The 18,404-nt window shown below is 71.6% G+C and carries 20 protein-coding genes; all 20 read left to right on the top strand.

Annotated features, from left to right (window positions below; translation table 11 throughout):
* Positions 1–104 precede the first annotated feature (104 nt).
* The 20 genes from fabG to HNR40_RS40580 all read left to right on the top strand — a co-directional run bounded on the left by fabG (position 105) and on the right by HNR40_RS40580 (position 18,390).
* The gene (gene fabG / locus HNR40_RS40675) at positions 105–854 is read left to right on the top strand and encodes a 3-oxoacyl-ACP reductase FabG (protein WP_184971232.1); all 750 of its coding nucleotides are present in this window, start codon (positions 105–107) and stop codon (positions 852–854) included.
* A 24-nt stretch (positions 855–878) separates the two neighbouring features.
* Positions 879–1,166 carry an acyl carrier protein gene (locus tag HNR40_RS40670; protein ID WP_157251764.1) on the top strand — a complete coding sequence of 96 codons (288 nt, stop codon included), beginning with the start codon at positions 879–881 and terminating at the stop codon, positions 1,164–1,166.
* Positions 1,163–1,630, top strand: a complete 468-nt coding sequence (gene fabZ / locus HNR40_RS40665; protein ID WP_184971230.1) for a 3-hydroxyacyl-ACP dehydratase FabZ — start codon at positions 1,163–1,165, stop codon at positions 1,628–1,630. The genes HNR40_RS40670 and fabZ overlap by 4 nt, the downstream gene beginning before the upstream one ends.
* Positions 1,623–2,696 carry an aminomethyl transferase family protein gene (locus HNR40_RS40660; RefSeq protein ID WP_184971228.1) on the top strand — a complete coding sequence of 358 codons (1,074 nt, stop codon included), beginning with the start codon at positions 1,623–1,625 and terminating at the stop codon, positions 2,694–2,696. The genes fabZ and HNR40_RS40660 overlap by 8 nt, the downstream gene beginning before the upstream one ends.
* A gap of 11 nt (positions 2,697–2,707) precedes the next feature.
* Positions 2,708–4,969, top strand: coding sequence for a beta-ketoacyl-[acyl-carrier-protein] synthase family protein (locus tag HNR40_RS40655; RefSeq protein ID WP_184971226.1), 2,262 nt, complete (start codon positions 2,708–2,710; stop codon positions 4,967–4,969).
* 8 nt (positions 4,970–4,977) lie between these two features.
* Positions 4,978–5,715 carry a nitroreductase family protein gene (locus tag HNR40_RS40650; RefSeq protein ID WP_312896694.1) on the top strand — a complete coding sequence of 246 codons (738 nt, stop codon included), beginning with the start codon at positions 4,978–4,980 and terminating at the stop codon, positions 5,713–5,715.
* The gene (locus HNR40_RS40645) at positions 5,712–6,944 is read left to right on the top strand and encodes an NAD(P)/FAD-dependent oxidoreductase (RefSeq protein WP_184971222.1); all 1,233 of its coding nucleotides are present in this window, start codon (positions 5,712–5,714) and stop codon (positions 6,942–6,944) included. Before HNR40_RS40650 ends, HNR40_RS40645 begins: the two co-directional genes overlap by 4 nt.
* Positions 6,941–7,807, top strand: coding sequence for an alpha/beta fold hydrolase (locus HNR40_RS40640; protein WP_184971220.1), 867 nt, complete (start codon positions 6,941–6,943; stop codon positions 7,805–7,807). The genes HNR40_RS40645 and HNR40_RS40640 overlap by 4 nt, the downstream gene beginning before the upstream one ends.
* A 10-nt stretch (positions 7,808–7,817) precedes the next feature.
* A complete protein-coding gene (locus tag HNR40_RS40635; RefSeq protein ID WP_184971217.1) occupies positions 7,818–8,723 on the top strand; it encodes an ACP S-malonyltransferase in 906 nt (301 codons plus the stop codon).
* On the top strand, positions 8,720–9,136 hold the full coding sequence (locus HNR40_RS40630; protein WP_184971215.1) for a holo-ACP synthase: 417 nt from the start codon (positions 8,720–8,722) through the stop codon (positions 9,134–9,136). Before HNR40_RS40635 ends, HNR40_RS40630 begins: the two co-directional genes overlap by 4 nt.
* Entirely contained in the window at positions 9,136–9,975 is an 840-nt protein-coding gene (locus tag HNR40_RS40625) for an ester cyclase (RefSeq protein ID WP_184971213.1), read from the top strand. The genes HNR40_RS40630 and HNR40_RS40625 overlap by 1 nt, the downstream gene beginning before the upstream one ends.
* An 11-nt stretch (positions 9,976–9,986) precedes the next feature.
* Positions 9,987–10,769: an alpha/beta fold hydrolase gene (locus HNR40_RS40620; RefSeq protein ID WP_184971211.1), complete on the top strand. Its 783-nt coding sequence runs from the start codon at positions 9,987–9,989 to the stop codon at positions 10,767–10,769.
* Between the two features lie 79 nt (positions 10,770–10,848).
* Positions 10,849–11,289 carry a holo-ACP synthase gene (locus tag HNR40_RS40615; protein WP_184971209.1) on the top strand — a complete coding sequence of 147 codons (441 nt, stop codon included), beginning with the start codon at positions 10,849–10,851 and terminating at the stop codon, positions 11,287–11,289.
* On the top strand, positions 11,289–12,290 hold the full coding sequence (locus tag HNR40_RS40610) for a right-handed parallel beta-helix repeat-containing protein (protein WP_184971207.1): 1,002 nt from the start codon (positions 11,289–11,291) through the stop codon (positions 12,288–12,290). The genes HNR40_RS40615 and HNR40_RS40610 overlap by 1 nt, the downstream gene beginning before the upstream one ends.
* Positions 12,287–13,225: an ABC transporter ATP-binding protein gene (locus HNR40_RS40605; RefSeq protein ID WP_184971206.1), complete on the top strand. Its 939-nt coding sequence runs from the start codon at positions 12,287–12,289 to the stop codon at positions 13,223–13,225. Before HNR40_RS40610 ends, HNR40_RS40605 begins: the two co-directional genes overlap by 4 nt.
* A gap of 2 nt (positions 13,226–13,227) precedes the next feature.
* On the top strand, positions 13,228–14,355 hold the full coding sequence (locus HNR40_RS40600) for an ABC transporter permease (RefSeq protein ID WP_246510081.1): 1,128 nt from the start codon (positions 13,228–13,230) through the stop codon (positions 14,353–14,355).
* On the top strand, positions 14,352–15,557 hold the full coding sequence (locus HNR40_RS40595) for an ABC transporter permease (protein ID WP_184971204.1): 1,206 nt from the start codon (positions 14,352–14,354) through the stop codon (positions 15,555–15,557). The genes HNR40_RS40600 and HNR40_RS40595 overlap by 4 nt, the downstream gene beginning before the upstream one ends.
* Before the next feature lie 5 nt (positions 15,558–15,562).
* The gene (gene rfbB / locus HNR40_RS40590) at positions 15,563–16,507 is read left to right on the top strand and encodes a dTDP-glucose 4,6-dehydratase (RefSeq protein WP_184971202.1); all 945 of its coding nucleotides are present in this window, start codon (positions 15,563–15,565) and stop codon (positions 16,505–16,507) included.
* On the top strand, positions 16,504–17,388 hold the full coding sequence (rfbA, locus tag HNR40_RS40585; RefSeq protein ID WP_184971200.1) for a glucose-1-phosphate thymidylyltransferase RfbA: 885 nt from the start codon (positions 16,504–16,506) through the stop codon (positions 17,386–17,388). The genes rfbB and rfbA overlap by 4 nt, the downstream gene beginning before the upstream one ends.
* A 3-nt stretch (positions 17,389–17,391) precedes the next feature.
* Positions 17,392–18,390: a hypothetical protein gene (locus HNR40_RS40580; RefSeq protein WP_184971197.1), complete on the top strand. Its 999-nt coding sequence runs from the start codon at positions 17,392–17,394 to the stop codon at positions 18,388–18,390.
* The last annotated feature ends 14 nt before the right edge of the window (positions 18,391–18,404 follow it).

Raw genomic sequence — 18,404 nt, 5'->3', positions numbered from 1 at the left:
AGTCAATGCGCTAATAACTGAATGATACAGGCGTGATATCGCCCTTTAGTAACTTGTTCAGTGAAGATCCAGATAATGTGCTGTCGAATTCCTGGAGAACGAAGATGCTCTTTGCCGAAGGCTCAGTGGCCCTGGTGACGGGCGCCTCACGCGGAATCGGCCGGGCGGTCGCGATCGATCTGGCCAGAGAAGGCGCTCATGTCATCGTCAACTACGCCAGGTCGGAGCGGGACGCCAAAGAGGTCGTGGCGCTCATCCAGGAGGAGGGCGGCAGCGCCGAGGCCGTACGCGCCGACGTCGCCGACGAGGACGCCGTGCGGGAGATGTTCCGCGGCATCCGCGCCGACCACGGCCGCCTCGACGTCCTGGTGACCAGCGCCGGCCTCACCCTCGACCGATACCTCATCACGATGAGCCAGGAGCAGTTCCGCACCCCGCTCGACGTCAACGTCGTCGGCACGTTCCTGGCCTGCCGCGAGGCGCTGCGCCTGATGCGCAACAACAAGCGCGGCTCCATCGTGACGATCTCCTCCACGAGCGGACTCGACGGAGGCTTCCCCGGCCAGACCAACTACGTGGCATCGAAGGGCGCGATCATCGCCTTCACCTCGGCCCTGTCGAACGAGGCCGCGCCCCACGGGATCAGGGCCAACGTGGTCGCCCCCGGCTTCGTGTCCACCGACATGACCCGCAAGGTGCCCACGGACATCAGGAAGCAGTACGAGTCGCGCATCCGCCTGGGCCGCATGGGCCGCCCGGAGGAGATCGCGTCGATCGTCAGCTTCCTCGCCTCGGACAAGGCGTCGTACATCTCCGGCTCCGTGATCGTCGCCCACGGCGGCGGCCTCGGCTGACCCCGGTCACTACTAGGAGGACAGATGACCATCGACGAGCTTCGCGCGAAGGCCGCCGAGCGCCAGCAGACCTGCACCCAGATCAAGAAGATGATCGTCTCCCGGCTCGACCTGGAGATCGAGCCCGACTGGATCACCGACGACCAGCCGCTGTTCGGCCGCGGCCTGGAGCTCGACAGCCTGGATGTGCTCGAGCTCTACGTGGCCATCGAGGCCGAGTTCGGCGTTGCGCTCTACGACAGCGAGATGGCCGTCTTCGGGTCGGTCTCCCGGCTGGCCGACGAGGTCAACCCCGCACTGCGGGCGTCATGACCGCGACGACGGCGCCGCCGGTCCTGACCGGCCTCGGCCACGACCAGATCCGGGCCGTGCTCCCGCACCGCTGGCCCATGCTCCTGCTCGACCGGGTCACCCGGGTCGAGCCGGGCGTCAAGGGCAGCGCCACCAAGAACGTGGCCGGCACCGAGCTGTGGTTCCAGGGCCACTTCCCGAACGAGGCCGTCCTGCCCGGCATCGTGATCATCGAGTCGCTGGCCCAGCTCGCCGGCGTGGTGTTCGCACTGGCCGGCGCGAGCGAGATCAGCTACCTGGCCGGAGTCAGGTCGATGCGCTTCCGCCGCCCCGTGGTGCCCGGCGACCAGCTCGTGCTGAGCGCCGAACGGACCGCGGGCGGCAGGGGCTTCGCCGAGTACAAGGTCTCGGCCCGGGTCGACGGCCAGATCGCCGCCGAAGGAAACCTCACGATCGCTGACCCGAAAGGTGTGAAGAATGGCTAGCGTCCTCGCGAACCTTCATCCGGAGGACACCGTCTACGGCGACGTGGGCGACGCCTCCCTGCCGCGGCGCTTCTCCGCCGCGCCCGACGCGCTGTCGGCCGAATACAAGGTGCTCAGGGAGCGCGCCGCGATCCTCGACCTGAGCGCCCACCTGCTGATCGAGGTCACCGGGGCCGAGGCGATCGACTTCGCGCAGCGGGTGCTCGCCCGCGACGTGGAGTACCTCACCTCCGAGCGCTGCATGATGAGCCTGGTCCTGGACGAGTCGGGGCAGGTCGTCGACCAGGTCCTGGCCTTCGGCCGGGAGGACGGCATCCTGCTGGAGAGCTCGGCGGGCGCGGGCGCGCGGCTGCTGGAGCACCTGCGCACCCACAACGACGAGGGCGTCGAGATCACCGAGCGCGACGACCTGACCGTCCTCGGCCTGGAGGGCCCGTACGCCTGGGGCGTCGTGGGCCGCCTGATCGACGGCGAGCTGGCGGCGCTGCCGTTCGAGTCGGTCGTCGACACCACCTGGAACGACTCCGAGATCATCTTCGCCCGCACCGGCTTCACCGGCGAGTACGGCTACCAGATGCTCGTGCCCAAGTCCGCCGTCGGCGAGTTGTGGACGCAGTCGCTGGAGCACGCCCAGGCCGCCGGCCAGGACGCGCTGGAGCTGGCCATGCTGGAGGTACGCCAGCCGATCCCGCGCCACGAGGTCACCGGCGGCGCGAACGTGATCGAGATCGGCGCCAACTGGCTGGTCGACGTCACCAAGGACGCGTTCGTCGGCAAGGATGCCGTGCTTGAGGCGTTCGAGGCCGGCACCGGCCGCCGCACCGTCGGCTTCACCGGCGGCGAGGGCGTCCCGACCGCCGGCACCCGCGTGTACGCGGGCGGCGAGGACGTCGGCGAGGTCGTGCACGCCGTGCACAGCGTCGGCCTCGGCACCACGCTCGGCCTGATCCGGGTGGACGCCGACCTGGCCGCCGCCGGCCTGGAGTTCACCGTCGCCGGGTCCGAGGTCACCACGCTCACCAGCCCGTACATCGTGCCCAAGAGCTGGAGCATCCCGATCATCTGAAGGAGAAGGCAATGGCGCTGCGGCCCATCGTCGTCACCGGTCTGGGGATCATCTGCGCCGCCGGGCGCGACCCGGCCGAGTTCTGGCAGCGACTCCTCGCCGGCCAGGGCGGTCTCGCCCCGGTCGAGGACGAGGCTTACGCGGTGTTCGAGGCCAGGTACGCCGGCCAGGTCCCGGACGCGTGGATCACCAGTCAGCTCACCGGCTCCGACGCCGACCTGGACCGCACCGCCCAGCTGGCGCTCATCGCGGCCAGGCAGGCGGTCGAGCAGGCGGGTCTGAGCGGGTTCGACCAGGACCGGTTCGGGATCATCCTCGGCAAGTGCCAGGCCACCCCCGACGCGGCCGGGCTCTACCAGCCCATGCACCGCACCCAGGACGTGGTCGCCGAGCGCCTCGGTCTGGGCGGCCCCCGCATCCTCGTCTCCACGGCGTGCGCGGCCGGCGGCAACGCCGTCGGCCTCGCCAAGGACAAGATCCTCACCGGCGAGGCCGACATCGTGCTCGCCGGCGGCGTCGACCCGCTGCTCTTCGGCACCTACGCGGGCTTCGCCGGCCTCCAGGCACTCAGCACGGGACCCTGCCGCCCCTACAGCCACTCCGACGGCCTCAACCTGGGCGAAGGCGCCGCCTTCCTCCTGCTGGAGCCGCTGGACCTGGCCCTGGCCAGGGGCGCCACGCCGCTGGCCGAGGTCGCCGGCTACGGGCTGTCGGCCGACGCCTACCACGCGACCGCCCCCGACCCCACCGGCCGGGGCGGTGCCAGCGCCGTCCGGCGGGCCCTGGCCGACGCCGGCCTCACCACCGATGACGTGGGTTACGTCAGCGGCCACGGCACCGGCACCCCCGCCAACGACGCCATGGAGGCCAAGGTCATGCGGGTCGTGTTCGGCGAGCGCGCCGGACAGGTCCCGACCAGCAGCATCAAGTCGTACGTCGGCCACACGCTCGGCGCCGCCGGCGCCGTCGAGGCGGTGGCCAGCGTGCTGGCGCTGCGCCACGGCGTCGCGCCGCCCACGATCGGCTTCGACGACGACGCCGAGCCGCGCGACCTGGACTTCGTGCCCAACACGGCCAGGCCGATGCCCATCGACACCGTCGTCTCCAACAACTACGCCTTCGGCGGCAACAACGTCTCGCTGGTGCTGACCACCCCCCAGCCGCCACGCGAGTACGAGGAGTTCCCGCACCGCGAGGCCGTCATCACCGGCCTCGGCCCGGCCATCGGCGCCGCCACCGGCATCGCCGAGCTCAGCGCCGCCATCCTGGCCGGCCGCGAGGCCACCGGCGAGGCGCCCTCGCTTGAAGGCCGCACGTTCGCGCCGCGCTCGCTGTGGCGGCACATGAACCAGCTCTCCCGCATGGCCATCGCCGCCTCCCGGCTGGCCTGGGAGGACTCGGGACTCAAACTGCCCAGGAAGGAGCTCGACGACGTCGGCCTGGTCTTCGCGACCGGCGCCGGATCGGCCGAGAGCACCGGCGGCTTCGACGAGAGCATCGCGCTCAACCCCAACAAGCCCGCCGTGCTGAGCTTCTCCAACGTGGTGCTCAACGCCACCGGCGGCGCGGTCTGCCAGACGCTCGGGCTGCGCGGGCCGACCACCACGATCTGCAACGGCGCCGCCTCCGCCTCGCTCGCGCTGGACTGCGCGGTCGAGATGATCAGGGCGGGCAAGGCGGAGGTCGTGCTCGTGGTCGCCGCCGACGAAGCCGTCTACGGTACGGCCCAGCCGCCCGGCGAGCCGGTCAAGGGGTCGGGGGCGGTGGCCTTCGTGGTCGAGTCCGCCGACCACTGCGCCGGGCGGGACGGCATGCCGTACGCCAAGATCCTCGGCACCAGCCACCTACCAGGCGAGCCCACGGACGGCCCGGAGCAGGCGCGGCCCGCGCTCGCCCGCGGCCTGGAGCGGCTGCACGGCGCCGAGCCCGCGCTCACCAGCGGCCTGGAACGGCTGCGCGGCACCGAACCCGCGCTGGTGCTGGGCACCGGCGGCGCCGGTGAGGCGGCGGCGGTCCGTACGGCGCTGCCGCACGCGGCGCTGACCACGAGCGTCGGGCTGGCGGGCGACTGCCAGGCGGCATCGGGCGCGCTCAACCTGGCGCTCGGCGCCCTGGCGATCCGCGACGGGATCACCCCGGCGCACGCGGGCACCCCGGAAGGGCCGGGCGGGTTCGTGGCCGAGCCGGAGCTCGCCGCGCCGGTGGCGCAGGCGCTGGTGTTGTCGGAGTCGCCGGGATCGGTGCGCGGCGCGGTGCTCCTGGGGGCGATATGACCGCCCCCGTGGATCTCCTGGCCGGCCTGCCGTTCGACGTGACCGAGACCGACCGCCTGCTGACCACCACCCGGTCGGTACGCCGCCGCCTGGACCTCGACCGGCCGGTGCCGCGCGAGGTGGTGGAGGAGGCGCTGGAGATCGCCATCCAGGCCCCCAGCGCCAACAACCACCAGAACTGGCGGTGGATGGTCGTCACCGACGACGGCGTCAAGGCCCGCATCGCCGAGCTGACCTCGCTGTCGTGGCAGTTCCACCGCATGGACATGTGGACCAACGCCGGCCGGCGGCGCACTGACCGGCAGGCGCGCAAGAACTACGAATCGGCGCAGGCGCTGGCCGAGGCGATCGCCCGGGTACCGGTCCTGGTCATCCCCTGCGTGCTGGGGCGGCCGCCGGACATCTCGGCCATCGACGAGGCGTGGCGCAGGCGGATGGCGACCAAAGAGGACGACGACCCCGGCCACCGCTCCACCCACGGCTCCATGCGGGCCAGCATCTTCTACGGGTCGATCTTCCCCGCCATCTGGTCCTTCCAGCTCGCGCTGCGCAGCAGAGGGCTCGGCAGCACGATCACCTGCCTGCACGTGGCACATGAAGGGCCGGTCGGCGAGCTGCTCGGCATCCCGTCCGGCGTCACGCAGGTGTGCATGATCCCGGTCGCCTACACGGTGGGCACCGACTTCCGCCCGGCCGATCGCGTCAGCGCCAAGGAACGCACGTTTTGGGAGAGGTGGGAGTCATGACCGACGTCGTCATCGTCGGCGGTGGCATCGCGGGAGCGTCGGCGGCGTGCAAGCTGGCCGCCGGAGGGCTCTCCGTCGTGCTGCTGGAGAAGCAGGAGAGCTACAACGACCTGGTCCGCGGCGAGTGGCTGGCCCCGTGGGGCATCAGGGAGGCCCAGCGCCTGGGCGTCTACGACTGCTTCGGGGCGGGCGGCGCCTGGGAGATCCGCGAGTGGATGACCTGGGACGAGGCGGTCGACCCGCATGAGGTCGAGGCCGTGGACATGACCCGGTTCATCCCGGGGATCGGCGGGCCGTACTCGTTCCCGCACCACCAGGTCTGCGAGCTCATGGCGGCCCAGGCCGCCGACAGCGGCGCCACCCTGATCATGGACGCGGCCAAGATCGAGGTGACCGCCGGCCCCAGCCCGTCCGTCACCTACACGAACTCCGAGGGCCGCCGCGAGGAGATCCGGCCCAGGATCGTGCTCGGCGCCACCGGCCGCGGCTGCACCGTCGGTCGCCAGGTCGGCATCACGATGAGCAACCACATGCACCACTGGGGCGGCGGGGTGATGGTCGAGGGCCTCGACGACTGGCCGGCCGACGTCCAGGCGATGGGTACCGAGGGCGACGTCATGTTCATGGTCTTCCCCCAGGGGTACGGCCGCGCCCGCCTCTACCTCAACTTCGGCACCAAGGACAGCCGCAAGTACCGCGGCCCCGGCGCCATGGACCGTTTCCTCAAGGCCTTCGAGCTGGAGTGCCTGCCCGACCGTGGCCGTGCCGTCGTGGAGTCGCGTCAGGCGGGTCCGCTGTCGGTGTGGCCGTCGGTCTCCAGCGTGCCGGAGGGCCCGCCGCTGACCGAGGGCGTCGTGCTGATCGGCGACGAGGCGGGCAACGCCGACACCGTGCTCGGCACCGGCCTGTCGTGCGCCATGCGCGACTCCAGGACCGTGTGCGAGATCCTCCTGGACTCCGACGACTGGTCGCCGCCGGTCTTCGAGCCGTACGTGAAGGAGCGCGAGTTCCGGCTGTCGCGCCTGGACTTCGGCGCCCAGATCATCAGCCGGCTGCACGTGGAGTTCGGCCCGGCCGCCGTCGAGCGGCGGCGCAGGGTCCGCAAGCTGATGGCGAAGAACTTCGCCGCGCAGGTGACCGGCTTGCTCAACATGGTCGCCCCCGAGGAAGTGCCCGAGTTCGGTTTCAGCGAGTTCTTCGCCGAGCGGTTGTTCAGGGAGTCGGCATGACCGAGAAGAAGATCATCCACGTCAACGACGTGGACATCGCCTACGTGGACGAGGGAGAGGGCGAGACCGTCATCCTGCTGCACGGCTTCCCCGACTCCTCCTACCTGTGGCGGCACCAGATCCCCGCGCTCGTCGAGGGCGGCTTCCGGGTGATCGCGCCGGACCTGCGGGGCTTCGGAGACTCCAGCAAACCGCAGGAGATCGAGGCCTACACGATGCAGACGATCGTCAACGACATCGTCGCCATGACGATCCAGCTCGGCATCAAGCGCCCGCACGTGGTCGGCCACGACTGGGGCGCGGCGATCGCCTGGATGTACGCCTTCCTCATGCCGCGCCGCATCGACCACCTCGCGGTGCTGTCGGTCGGGCACCCGGGCGTCTTCTCCTACCCGACGCTGGAGCAGCGCGCGGCCTCCTGGTACATGCTCTTCTACCAGTCGCCGGCCGCCGAGGAACTGCTCAAGCGCAACGGCTGGCGGCTGTGGAAAGAGATCATGGGCCGCGAGGGCGACTACGACCGGCACCTGCGCGACATGGCCAGGCCGGGCGCACTGACCGCGGGCCTGAACTGGTACCGCGCCAACCGCTCGCCCGAGGCCGAACTACGTCACCAGCGGCCCTTCCCGCCGATCTACGCCCCGACGCTCGGCATCTGGTCCACCGAGGACAAGGCGCTGCTGGAGGAGGGCATGGCCAACTCCGGCAAGTTCGTCAAGGGCCCGTGGCGCTACGAGCGCGTCGAGGACGCCGGCCACTACATCCCGCTCGACGCCCCGGAAACGGTCAGCAAACTCCTGCTGGGCTTCCTCGGCACGGAGCAGCCCGCAGAGCCGGAGCGGCGGCCCCGCCGCCGCCTCTAAGGAGCAGATCATGGTCGGCTACCTCTTCCCCGGGCAGGGCACGGTCCGCGTCGGCATGGGCGCGTGGCTGCGGCGCAACCCGGTGGCCAGGAGAGTGCTCGACGAGTTCGACGAGCGGCTGTCCCGGCCGATCTCACCCATCTGCACGCGCGGGCCGCTGGACCGCCTGGTCTCCACCGAGCACGCCCAGATCGCCGTCACCGCCTGCAACCTGGCCACGCACGCCGTACTGGAGGAAGAGGGATTCCAGCCGCACGTGGTCGCCGGGCACAGCGTCGGCGAATTGAGCGCGCTCTACGCCGCCGGCGTCCTGGACCTGGCCGAGACCGCCCGGCTCGTGGAGCTGCGCGCCCGGCTGATGTCGCGGGTGAACGTCATCGGCGGCATGCACGCGGTCATGGGCCTTGAGGTCGAGCAGGTCGAGGAGATGGTCGGGTGGGCCGCGGGCCCGGACGAGCCGCTCGTCGTCGGCCTGGAGAACGCGCCGGGCCACGTCGTGGTCTCCGGCGCCATGGGCGCGCTCGACCGCCTGGCCAAGCTGGCCACCTCGGCCAGCAAGATCGTGGAGCTGTCGGTGGGCAACGCCTTCCACTCGCCGCTCATGGACCCGGCCGTGCCCGAGTGGAGCGCCGCGGTCGAGGTGGCCGAGATGCGTACGCCGCTCGTGCCGGTGGTGCCCAACATCACCGCAGAACCCACCACCGACCTGGACGTCATCAGGCGGGCGCTGGTCGGCCAGCTCACCGGGCGGGTCCTGTGGACGCGCACCGTGGCCGTGGTCGACGCGCTCGGCCCGAGCGTCGAGGTCGGCGACAGCAAGGTGCTCGCCGGGCTCTCCCGCCGCTCCGGCGCCCGCTGCCTCAGCATGGCCGAGCCCAGCACGCTGCGCCGGCTGGCCAGGGAGGTGGCGGCGTGAACCGGTGGGGCAGCGCGCTCGTCCGATTCGCCGACTTCACCAGGCCGCAGGACCTGGTCGGGGCGATGGCGCTGGACGCCGTCTACACCCCGGCCGAGCGGGTCAGGTCGGGCGCCGGCCGGACGCTGCAGCACTGGGCCGGGCGGCTCGCGGGCAAGTACGCGGTCCTGCGGCTGCTGGACCTGCCGCCGACCGCGGAGCTCCTGGGCTCGGTCGAGGTGCTGCCCCGGCCCACGCCCGTGTGCGAGCAGTCGGCGGCCTGCCTGGACGGGCATCCGCCGGCCGTACAGCTGAGCGGGGAGTTGACCGCGCGGGCGAGGTCGGGGGAGCGGATCCGCATCTCGCTCAGCCACACCGACGGCCACGCGCTGGCGGTCGCGGTCGCGGCCGCGCGGCTTCCGGAGGACGACTGATGGACGCGAGGAAGATCGCCGAGGAGCACCTGGACGCGTGGCGGCGCGAGGACGCGGCCATGGTGGCCGGCTCCGTCACCCACTACGAGGACCCCGACTCCGGCGGGCCGCTGAGCGGCGACGAACTGGCCGCGCACGTCGCCGGTCTCATGGAGAGCTTCAAGGGCCTGCGCTTCGAGGTCGAAACGGTGACCGGCGACGAGGACGGCGTGACCGTCTCCTGGACGCTCACCGCCGACCACCGCGCCGCCTACCTCGGCATGCCCGCGACCGGCGGCGCCGCCCGCGTGTCCGGCACCGACCTGGTGACGGCCGACGGGCGGGTGCGGCGCGTCTTCGACCGGCTGGCGCTGGCCGAGGCGCTCGGCTACTCGGCCCGCTTCGTGCCGGAGGCCGATGACGTGCGCGAGTTCGGGGTGAGCGCGCGGGCGGCGAGCGGGCGCACCGACCGGCCCGGCGCCTTCTCCCTGACCTGGCTGGAGATCCGCGACGCCGCCGAGGCGGCCGACGTGGACCTGCTCAGCGTGGAGATCGTCAAGTCGCTGCGCGCCTCGCGCGGCTTCCTCGGCGTGACCACCGTCGACGTCGGCAACCGCAAGTACACCCTGAGCGCCTTCGACCGGCCGGAATCGGTACGCGCCGTGCACGCCAGGCCGCACCAGCGGGCCATGCGCCGCTTCTTCAAGAGCGGGCTGTGCACCCGCGTCCACACGAGCATCTGGGTCCCCGCCAAGTCGCGGGAGTACGCACGCTGCCCGAGCTGCGAGTCGGTCGTCCCGGTCGGCACCGGTACGGCCTGCGGCTGCGGATGGATCCCCGACGACGCCTCCCTACTGTGAACGGAGCCCCGATGACCGACTTCACGACCGAGCACCGGCTGGACGGCGGGTCCAGGCCGGCCGTCGTCTTCATGTCCGCGTTGTTCGCCGGCGGCTGGATCTGGGAGCACCCCTACCGCCGCCTGGAAGAGCAGGGCTGGCCGGTGCTCCGTACCCACGAGGCCATCTGCGCGCTCGACCGCCGGGTGGCTGGCTCGATCGAGCGGCTCGGCGACTCTTTCCTGGCCGCCTGTGACGAGGCGGGCGCGGGCGAGGTGATCGTCTGCGCCAACTCGCTCGGCGGGCTGGTCGCCATCGACCTGGCCGGGCGCTACCCCGAGCGGGTACGCGGCATCGTGGTCAGCGGCGCCCCCGGCCTGACCCCGGACCCGGACGTCGGCCTCAGCTTCGACCGGCGCGGCAGCGTGCAGCCCTTCGGCCAGGAGTTCGGCGACCGTATGCTGGCCGCGCTCTTCCACGACCGCTCGCGCGCCTTCTCCGACGAGCGCAAGGACGAGGTCGGCGAGATGCTGCGTCAGCCGGAGTCGATGGTCAGCATGGCCCGCAGCCTCAAGGCCACCCGCACCTACCAGGTCAAGCCCGCCCTCGACCGGGTGGCCTGCCCGTCGATCTACATCTGGGGCCGCCACGACCGCATGACGCCGGTCGACCCGTGGCTGGACGTGCTGGCCGACTACCCGGTCGAGATCGTGGTCGTCGAGGACAGCGGCCACATCCCGATGATCGAGCGCGGCGACGAGTACACCGCGGCGCTGGAAGGCTTCGCCGGGCGCTGTGCGGGGGCGCTGGCATGACTGTGTTGCCCGCCTGCCTCCTGCGCTCCGCTCCTCGGTCGCTGGCGCTCCCTGCGATGCTCACTCCGGAGGCAGGCTCATGAAACTGCCCGCCGTCCTCCTGGGGGTCGACATCGTCGCCGCCGACCGGCTCGCCACGGCCGCCCGGCGCGGTGGCGAGACGTTCGACCGCGTCATGGGCGGCGGCGGGCCGACCTTCTCGGTCAAGGAGAGCTTCATCAAGGCCGTGGGCGGCCGCCCGCCCGGTTTCAGCTGGCACGACTTCCAGGAGACCGGCGAGCGGCCGGCCGGCTGGGCCGGCCGCCTGCTCGACGAGGCCGCCGCGGAGCTGATCGCCTCCACCGGTCTCGACCTGCCCGGACGCGCGGTCTTCACCGTCAGCGGCGCCAGCGAGAAGGCCGCCCTCGTACGGCTCCCGCCGCACGCGGGGCGCGTCACCGGCGCCGCCCGCTGGGGCCACGGCTCCGGCCTGTTCGTCTCCCTCGCGATCGTTTACGTCCGTCGGAAGGGAACCCAGTGATGCACGTGGTCAAGCCGGGTGAGTCCATCCAGCGCGCACTCGACGAGTCGGGCCCCGGAGCCGAGATCCTCCTTGAGGAAGGCGTCTACGCGGAGACCGTCTGGATCAGGCACGACGACGTCACGCTGCGCGGCGCCGGAATGGGCAGGACGGTCCTGGTCCCGGGCGGCGACGTGCTGCCCGACATCCCCAAGCTGCACGACGCCGACGCGAGCGTGCTGAGCGGCATCAGCGCCAACGGCGTCGCCCGCCTGAAGGTCTCCGGCCTGACCGTGCGCGGCTTCACCGGCGCCGGCGTCTACGCCCACACGGTGACAGGCGTCTCGGTCCGTGAGGTGGAGGCCGCCGACAACGCCGTGTGGGGCGTCTACCTGCGCGAGTCGAGCGGGTGCGAGGTCGTGGCCTGCCGCGCCTACGGCACCCAGTACGGCGGCATCGCGCTGAGCTTCTGCCCGGACGCCGGCGGCGAGGTCACCGGCAACGAGGTGCTCCGCAACGCGTTCGGCATCTTCGTCGACAACTCCTCGCGGACCCGGGTGCTGCGCAACTCCTGCCACGAGAACGCGATCGGCATCATGCTGCTCAACCAGGTCTACGAGGGCGAGCCCGAGGGCGGCGTCAGCGACTGCCTGGTGGCCGGCAACGAGCTGTTCGGCAACAACCTGGCGGCCGGCATCCAGCCCGACGGGCTCGGCGCGGCCGGGCCGCCGATCTCCGGCGTGGGTCTGGCGCTGATCGGCACCCACCGGGTGAGCGTGGTGGACAACCGCATCCACGGCAACCATCCGAGCGGCGAGTCGGTCATGGGCGCCGCCTTCACCGTCGGCTCCTCCAAGGACTGGGGCGGCGACGACGCCCTGGACAACCACATCCTGTGGAACCGCATCAGCGGCAACAGCCCGCTCGACTACCAGCTCGGCTGCGATCTCGACCGGCAGACCATCTGGGGCAACCGCGCCGACAAGGGCGAGCCCGTGGACGCTAAGGGGTGGAACCCGTGAGCGCGACCCTGTCCTGCCACGGCCTGAGCAAGCGCTACGGCGACGTCGTCGCCGTACGGGACGTCGGCTTCTCCATCGCGCCCGGCGAGGCGTACGGGCTGCTCGGCCCGAACGGCGCGGGCAAGACCACGACCATCTCCATGCTGGTCGGCCTGCTGCGTCCCGACTCCGGCGGCGTGACGGTCGGCGGCGTGGACCTCGGCCGCGAGCCGCTGCGCGCCAAAGCCAAGATCGGCTACGTGCCCCAGGAGATCGCCCTCTACCCCGAGCTGACCGGCCGGGAGAACCTGCGCTTCTTCGGCCGCCTGTTCGGCCTGCCGCGCAAGCAGCTGGCCGGTCGCGTCGCCGAGGTGCTGGAGCTGGTCGGCCTCACCGACCGCGCCGACGGCAAGCTCGACACCTACTCCGGCGGGATGAAGCGGCGCATCAACATCGGCGCCGCCCTCCTGCACCGCCCCGAGATCCTCATCCTCGACGAGCCCACCGTCGGCGTGGACCCGCAGAGCCGCAAGGCCATCCTGGACGGCGTCGAGCACCTGGTCGCCGAGGGCATGGCGCTGCTCTACACCTCCCACTACATGGAGGAGGTCGAGCGCGTCTGCGACCGGGTGGCCATCATCGACCACGGCCAGATCGTCGCCGAAGGCACCCGGCAGGAGCTCGTGGCCATGGTCGGCAGCGCCGACAAGATCGAGCTGGTGCTCGACGGCGACGTGGACGCCGCCTTCGCGAAGCTCCGTACCGTCGAGGGCGTGCTGGAGGCGGCCAGGACCGGCGACAGCTCGGTGCGCCTGCTGGCCGAGGGTGGCCGATACCTGCTTCCCGCGCTCATCACCGCCGTGGAGGGCTACGCCACCGTCACCGCCACCGAGGTCATCGAACCCGACCTGGAGGCGACCTTCCTCCACCTGACCGGCAGCACGCTCAGGGACTGAGGATGATGCGACCCCTGCTTACAGTGAGCGCCCTGGAGCTGCGTACGCGGCTGCGGGACGGCACCGCGCTGATCATCGCGGTCATCGTGCCGGTGGCGCTGGCCACGCTGTTCGGGCTGGCGCTCGGCGGCGACGACCCACCGCTGCGCGCGACCGTCGGCGTCGTGGACCTCGACCGCGGTCCGCTGCCCGCCGACGTGCGGCGCGAGATCGCCGCGGCGGAGCAGTTCAAGGGCGTGCTCACGCTGCGCGACCTGCCGAGCGAGCAGGCGGCGCGGCGGGCCGTGGACGACGGCGGCGTCGGCGCGGCGATCGTGTTCGGCCGCGACTTCAGCCGCACGGTCGGCGCCGGCGGCTCGGGACAGGTCTCCGTGCTCACCACGCCCGAGTCGCCGCTGGCCGGAGTGGTGGCCAGGTCGCTGGTGGAGCGGATCGCGGTGATGGTGGAGTCCAGGGCGCTGACGGAGCGGTTCGCCGCGGGCCCGGCGGAACCGCTGACCGTGGTGAGCGACCCGCTCGCCGGGGGCAAGGTGGACCTTTCCGTCTACTACGGCGCCGGCATGGCGGCGCTGTTCGCATTCTTCGTGGTGGGCGCCTCCTTCCGCAGCCTGCTCACCGAGCGCAAGCTGGGCACGCTCAACCGGATGCGCGCCGGACCGCTGGCCCCCTGGGTGCCGGTCGCGGGGAAGGCGATCGTGGGCTTCGCGCTCGCGCTCTTCGGCGTCTGCGTGACCTGGGCCTCCTCGACACTGATCTTCGGCACCACGTGGGGCGACCCGGTGGCCGTCTTCGCGGTGCTGTGCGCGCACGTGCTGGCCGCCGCCGCGATCACCATGCTGGTCGCCAGCCGGGTCAAGACCGACGCGCAGGCCGACGGTGTGATCATGGCGGTCTCGTTCGTGGCCGCCTTCTTCGGCGGCAGCCTGGTGCCGATCCCCAACCTGCCCGACGCCCTGCAGGTCGTGGCCCTGTTCACGCCCAACGGCTGGACCTCGTACGCGCTGATCGGATTGGCCGGCTCCGGCGACGGACTGGCCAGCGTGGCGCTGCCGATCGGCGTCCTGTGCGCGATCGCGCTCACCGCGGGCGGCCTGGCCGCCGTGGGACTCAAGAAGGGACTGCTCGGATGAGGCCCCGTCCCGTGCTGGCGCTCGTGCTGGCCAATCTGCGCCGCCACACCCGCGACAGGACCGGCCTGTTCTTCATGGCGGTCATGCCGTTCGTCTCGATCATCTTCGTCGGCATGGCGCTGGGCGGCGGCACCGTCGGCGAGCGGCTGCCCGTCGGCGTCGTCGCGCCCGGCGGCGACACTGCGACCGACACTGCCTCCGACACTGCGACCGACACTGCCTCCGACACTGCCACCGACACGGTCACCGCCGCCGTGCTGGCCGAGCTCCGCCGCCACCCCGACCTGGAGATCACCCCCGTGGCCGCCAAGTCCGAGCTGGAGTCGGGCGTGCGCGAGGGCTCGCTGGCCGCCGGCCTGGTGGTCACCCCCGGTTCGTCCCGCCTCGACCTCGTCGCGACCGAGAACAACGGCAGCGGAGTCGCCGCGCGCGCCGCGATCGAGGTCGCCGTCGGCCGCGTCTCGGGCGTCCTCGCCGCGACAGCCGCCGCCGAGCACGCCGGCTCCACCCCCCAGCAAGCCGCCCACCTGGTACGGCAGGCGCAGTCGCAGACCGGCCACGTCACCGTCGTCGACACCGAGTCGCCCGGCGGCGAACCCCGCGGCTTCGCCTACACCGCCCCCGCCAACCTGCTCCTGTTCACCTTCATCAACTCCATGGCCGTGGCCGCCGCCATGGTCGAGAGCCGCCGCCTCGGCATGCTCCAGCGGGCGCTGACCGCGCCGGTGCGGCGCGGAGCCGTGCTCATGGGCGAGGCGCTGAGCCGCTTCGCGGTCGCGATCGCGCAGGCCGTGCTCATCGTGGTGGTCAGCTCGCTGGCCTTCGGCGTGCGGTGGGGCGACCCGCTGGGCGTGGCCGCGGTGGTGGGCGTGTTCGCGCTGGTGGCGACGGCGGCGGCGATCCTGGTCGGCACGCTGCTGAACAACCCCGACCAGGCCCCGGCCATCGGCCCGTCGCTCGGCGTCGTGCTCGGCATGCTGGGCGGCTGCCTGTGGCCGCGCGAGGCGGCGGGCGAGACGCTCAACACGATCGGCCACTTCTTCCCGCACGCGTGGGGCATGGACGCGCTGCTCGCGCTGTCGCGGCCGGGCACCGGCCTGCTCGCGGTGCTCCCCGAACTGGCGGTGCTGTCCGCGATGGCCGCGCTGCTGCTGGGCGCCGCGCTCATCCTCTTCAGCCGGCGTACGAGAGCGGGGACCTGATCGCCATGCGCACCCTCGTCACCGGCGCGGCCGGCTTCATCGGATCCGCGTACGTCAGGCACCTGCTCGGCCGCCAGGCCGGGCGGGTCACCGTGCTGGACAAGCTGACCTACGCCGGTGACCCGGCCAACGTGCCGGCGGACCCGAGGGTGCGCTTCGTCAAGGGCGACGTGTGCGACACGGGGCTGCTGGCCGAACTGGTCCCCGGCCACGACATGGTGGTGAACTTCGCCGCCGAGACCCACGTGGACCGCTCGATCGCGGGCGCCGCGGAGTTCGTGCGCACCAACGTCGTGGGCACCGAGGCGTTGCTGCGGGCCGCACTGGACGCCGGAGTGGGGCGATTTATCCAGATATCTACGGATGAGGTGTACGGCTCCATCGACACCGGCTCCTGGGACGAGACCTGCCCCCTGAAGCCCAACTCGCCCTACGCCGCCGCCAAGGCCGCCGCCGACCTCATGGCCCTCGCCTACCACCGCACCCACGGCATGGACGTGCGCATCACCCGCTGCGGCAACAACTACGGCCCGCGCCAGTACCCCGAGAAGCTCATCCCGCTCTTCGTCACCAACCTCCTGGCCGGCAAGAAGGTCCCCCTGTACGGCGACGGCCGCAACGTACGCGACTGGGTCCACGTGGACGACCACTGCAGAGGCATCCTCCTCGTCGCCGAGAACGGCGCGCCCGGCGAGGTCTACAACATCGGCGGCGGCACCGAGCTCACCAACCACGAGCTCACCAACCACGAGCTCACCCACCTGCTCCTGCGGGCCTGCGACGCGGGCCCCGACATGATCGACCACGTCGCCGACCGGCCCGGCCACGACCGGCGCTACTCGCTCGACGACTCCAAGATCCGCGGTCTGGGCTACCGGCCCGAGGTGCCCTTCGCCGAAGGGCTGGCCGCGACCGTCCAGTGGTACCGAGCGAAAGGCGGACCACGATGAAGGGGATTCTCCTCGCCGGCGGGCGCGGCACGAGGCTGCTGCCGACGACGCTGGCCGTCTCCAAACAACTCCTCCCGGTCAACGACAAGCCGCTCATCTACTTCCCGCTGTCGGTGCTCATGCTGGCCGGCGTCCGGGACATCCTGGTCATCACCACTCCGGAGGACCTGCCGCAGATCCGCCGGCTCCTGGGCGACGGCTCCCAGCTCGGCCTGCGCCTCGACTACACCGAACAGCCCGAGCCCAACGGCATCGCCGAGGCGTTCGTCCTCGGCGCCGAGCACATCGGCGACGACGGCGTGGCCCTCATCCTGGGCGACAACGTCTTCCACGGCTACGACTTCCAGGGCGTGCTGCGCCAGGAGTGCAAGGACGTGGACGGCTGCGTGCTGTTCGGCTACCCGGTCAGCGACCCCCAGCGGTACGGCATCGCCGAGACCGCCCCCGACGGCCGCCTGCTCTCCCTGGAGGAGAAGCCGGCCGTACCCAAGTCCAATCGCGCGGTCGTGGGCCTGTACCTCTACGACAACGACGTGGTCGACATCGCCAAGAACCTCGCCCCGTCCGCGCGCGGCGAGCTGGAGATCACCGACGTCAACCGCGACTACCTGCGACGCGGCAAGGCCACGCTGGTCGACCTCGGCCGCGGCTTCGCCTGGCTGGACGCCGGGACACCCGAGTCCCTGCTCCAGGCCGGGCAGTACGTGCAGCTTCTGGAACAGCGCCAGGGGGTCCGGATCGCCTGTCTCGAGGAGATCGCCCTGCGCATGGGATACATCGACGCCGAGGCCTGCCACCGGCTCGGCGTCGCACTGGAGAAGTCCGCGTACGGCCAGTACGTGATCTCGGTGGCCGAGCAGTTCGCAGAACAGGGGAGGTAGATCATGACGACGAGTGCGTTCTTCACGGGACGGGCGCCGGTCGAGGGGGACCACGTTTCGGCTGTATACCGGTATGCCGCGCGTAAGGGGGCGATCGAGGCCGTCGAGGTGGCCGCGGCCGACCTGGGCATCGGCATCCATGAGATGCGGGAGGCGGTGGACCAGCTCGTCGGCAGCCGCCTGCTGCGACCCGGCGACGGGCGCGGCCAGCGGTTCCTGCCCGTCGACCCCGAGGTGGCCGCCGCCTCTCTCGTGTCCTTCGTGGAGCGGGAGATCTACCAGCGGCGGGAGCTGATCGACCAGATCAGGGAGCGGATCGACGTCTTCCGCGGGGACTACGTCGGCGACGGCGCCACACCCGGCGGCTCCATCGACTACCTGGTGGGCAGCATGGAGGTGCGCGGCTTCCTGAAGATGGCCGGTGACGCCTGCCGCGACGAGGTCCTGGTGCTGCAGTCCAGCGGGATCGACGGGGACGAGCTCGCCCAGACCTACCTGACGCTGCTCGGGCGCGGCATCTCCGTCCGCATCATCTGCCAGCACCGCAACCGCGCCGACCTCGCCACCCGGATGAAGATGAAGCGGCTGACCGAGGCGGGGGCCACGGTCTACACCGTCAGCCACATCCCGCGCTCGGCGATCGTCTTCGACCGTTCGCTCGTCGTGCTCTTCGGCGTGGCCGACGGCGAGGCGAACGTGGCGCGGGTGCACAACCAGGGCGTGGCCCAGTTCTTCCTGGACCTGTTCAACCACCTCTGGGAGACGGCCACGCCGCTGGAAGGCATCGAGGCGGGGTACGCCGACGTCGCCGACGACCTCCAGCAGTCCATCGCCGCCCTGATGGCCAAGGGGTACACCGATGAGGTGGTGGCCCGCAAGCTCGGCATGTCCGTGCGCAGCTGCCGCCGGCACATCGCCACCCTCATGCGGGACCTCGACGCCACCAGCCGCTTCCAGGCCGGCGTCCAGGCCGCCCGCAAGTTCCTCGCCAACGGCCACTGACCCCACCTCCCTTC

Origin of the sequence: Nonomuraea endophytica, from assembly GCF_014203235.1 — a bacterium.
GTDB lineage: Bacteria > Actinomycetota > Actinomycetes > Streptosporangiales > Streptosporangiaceae > Nonomuraea > Nonomuraea endophytica.
Note: the sequence above shows the minus strand (reverse complement) of the source record. Positions and strands in the feature narration are given on the sequence as shown.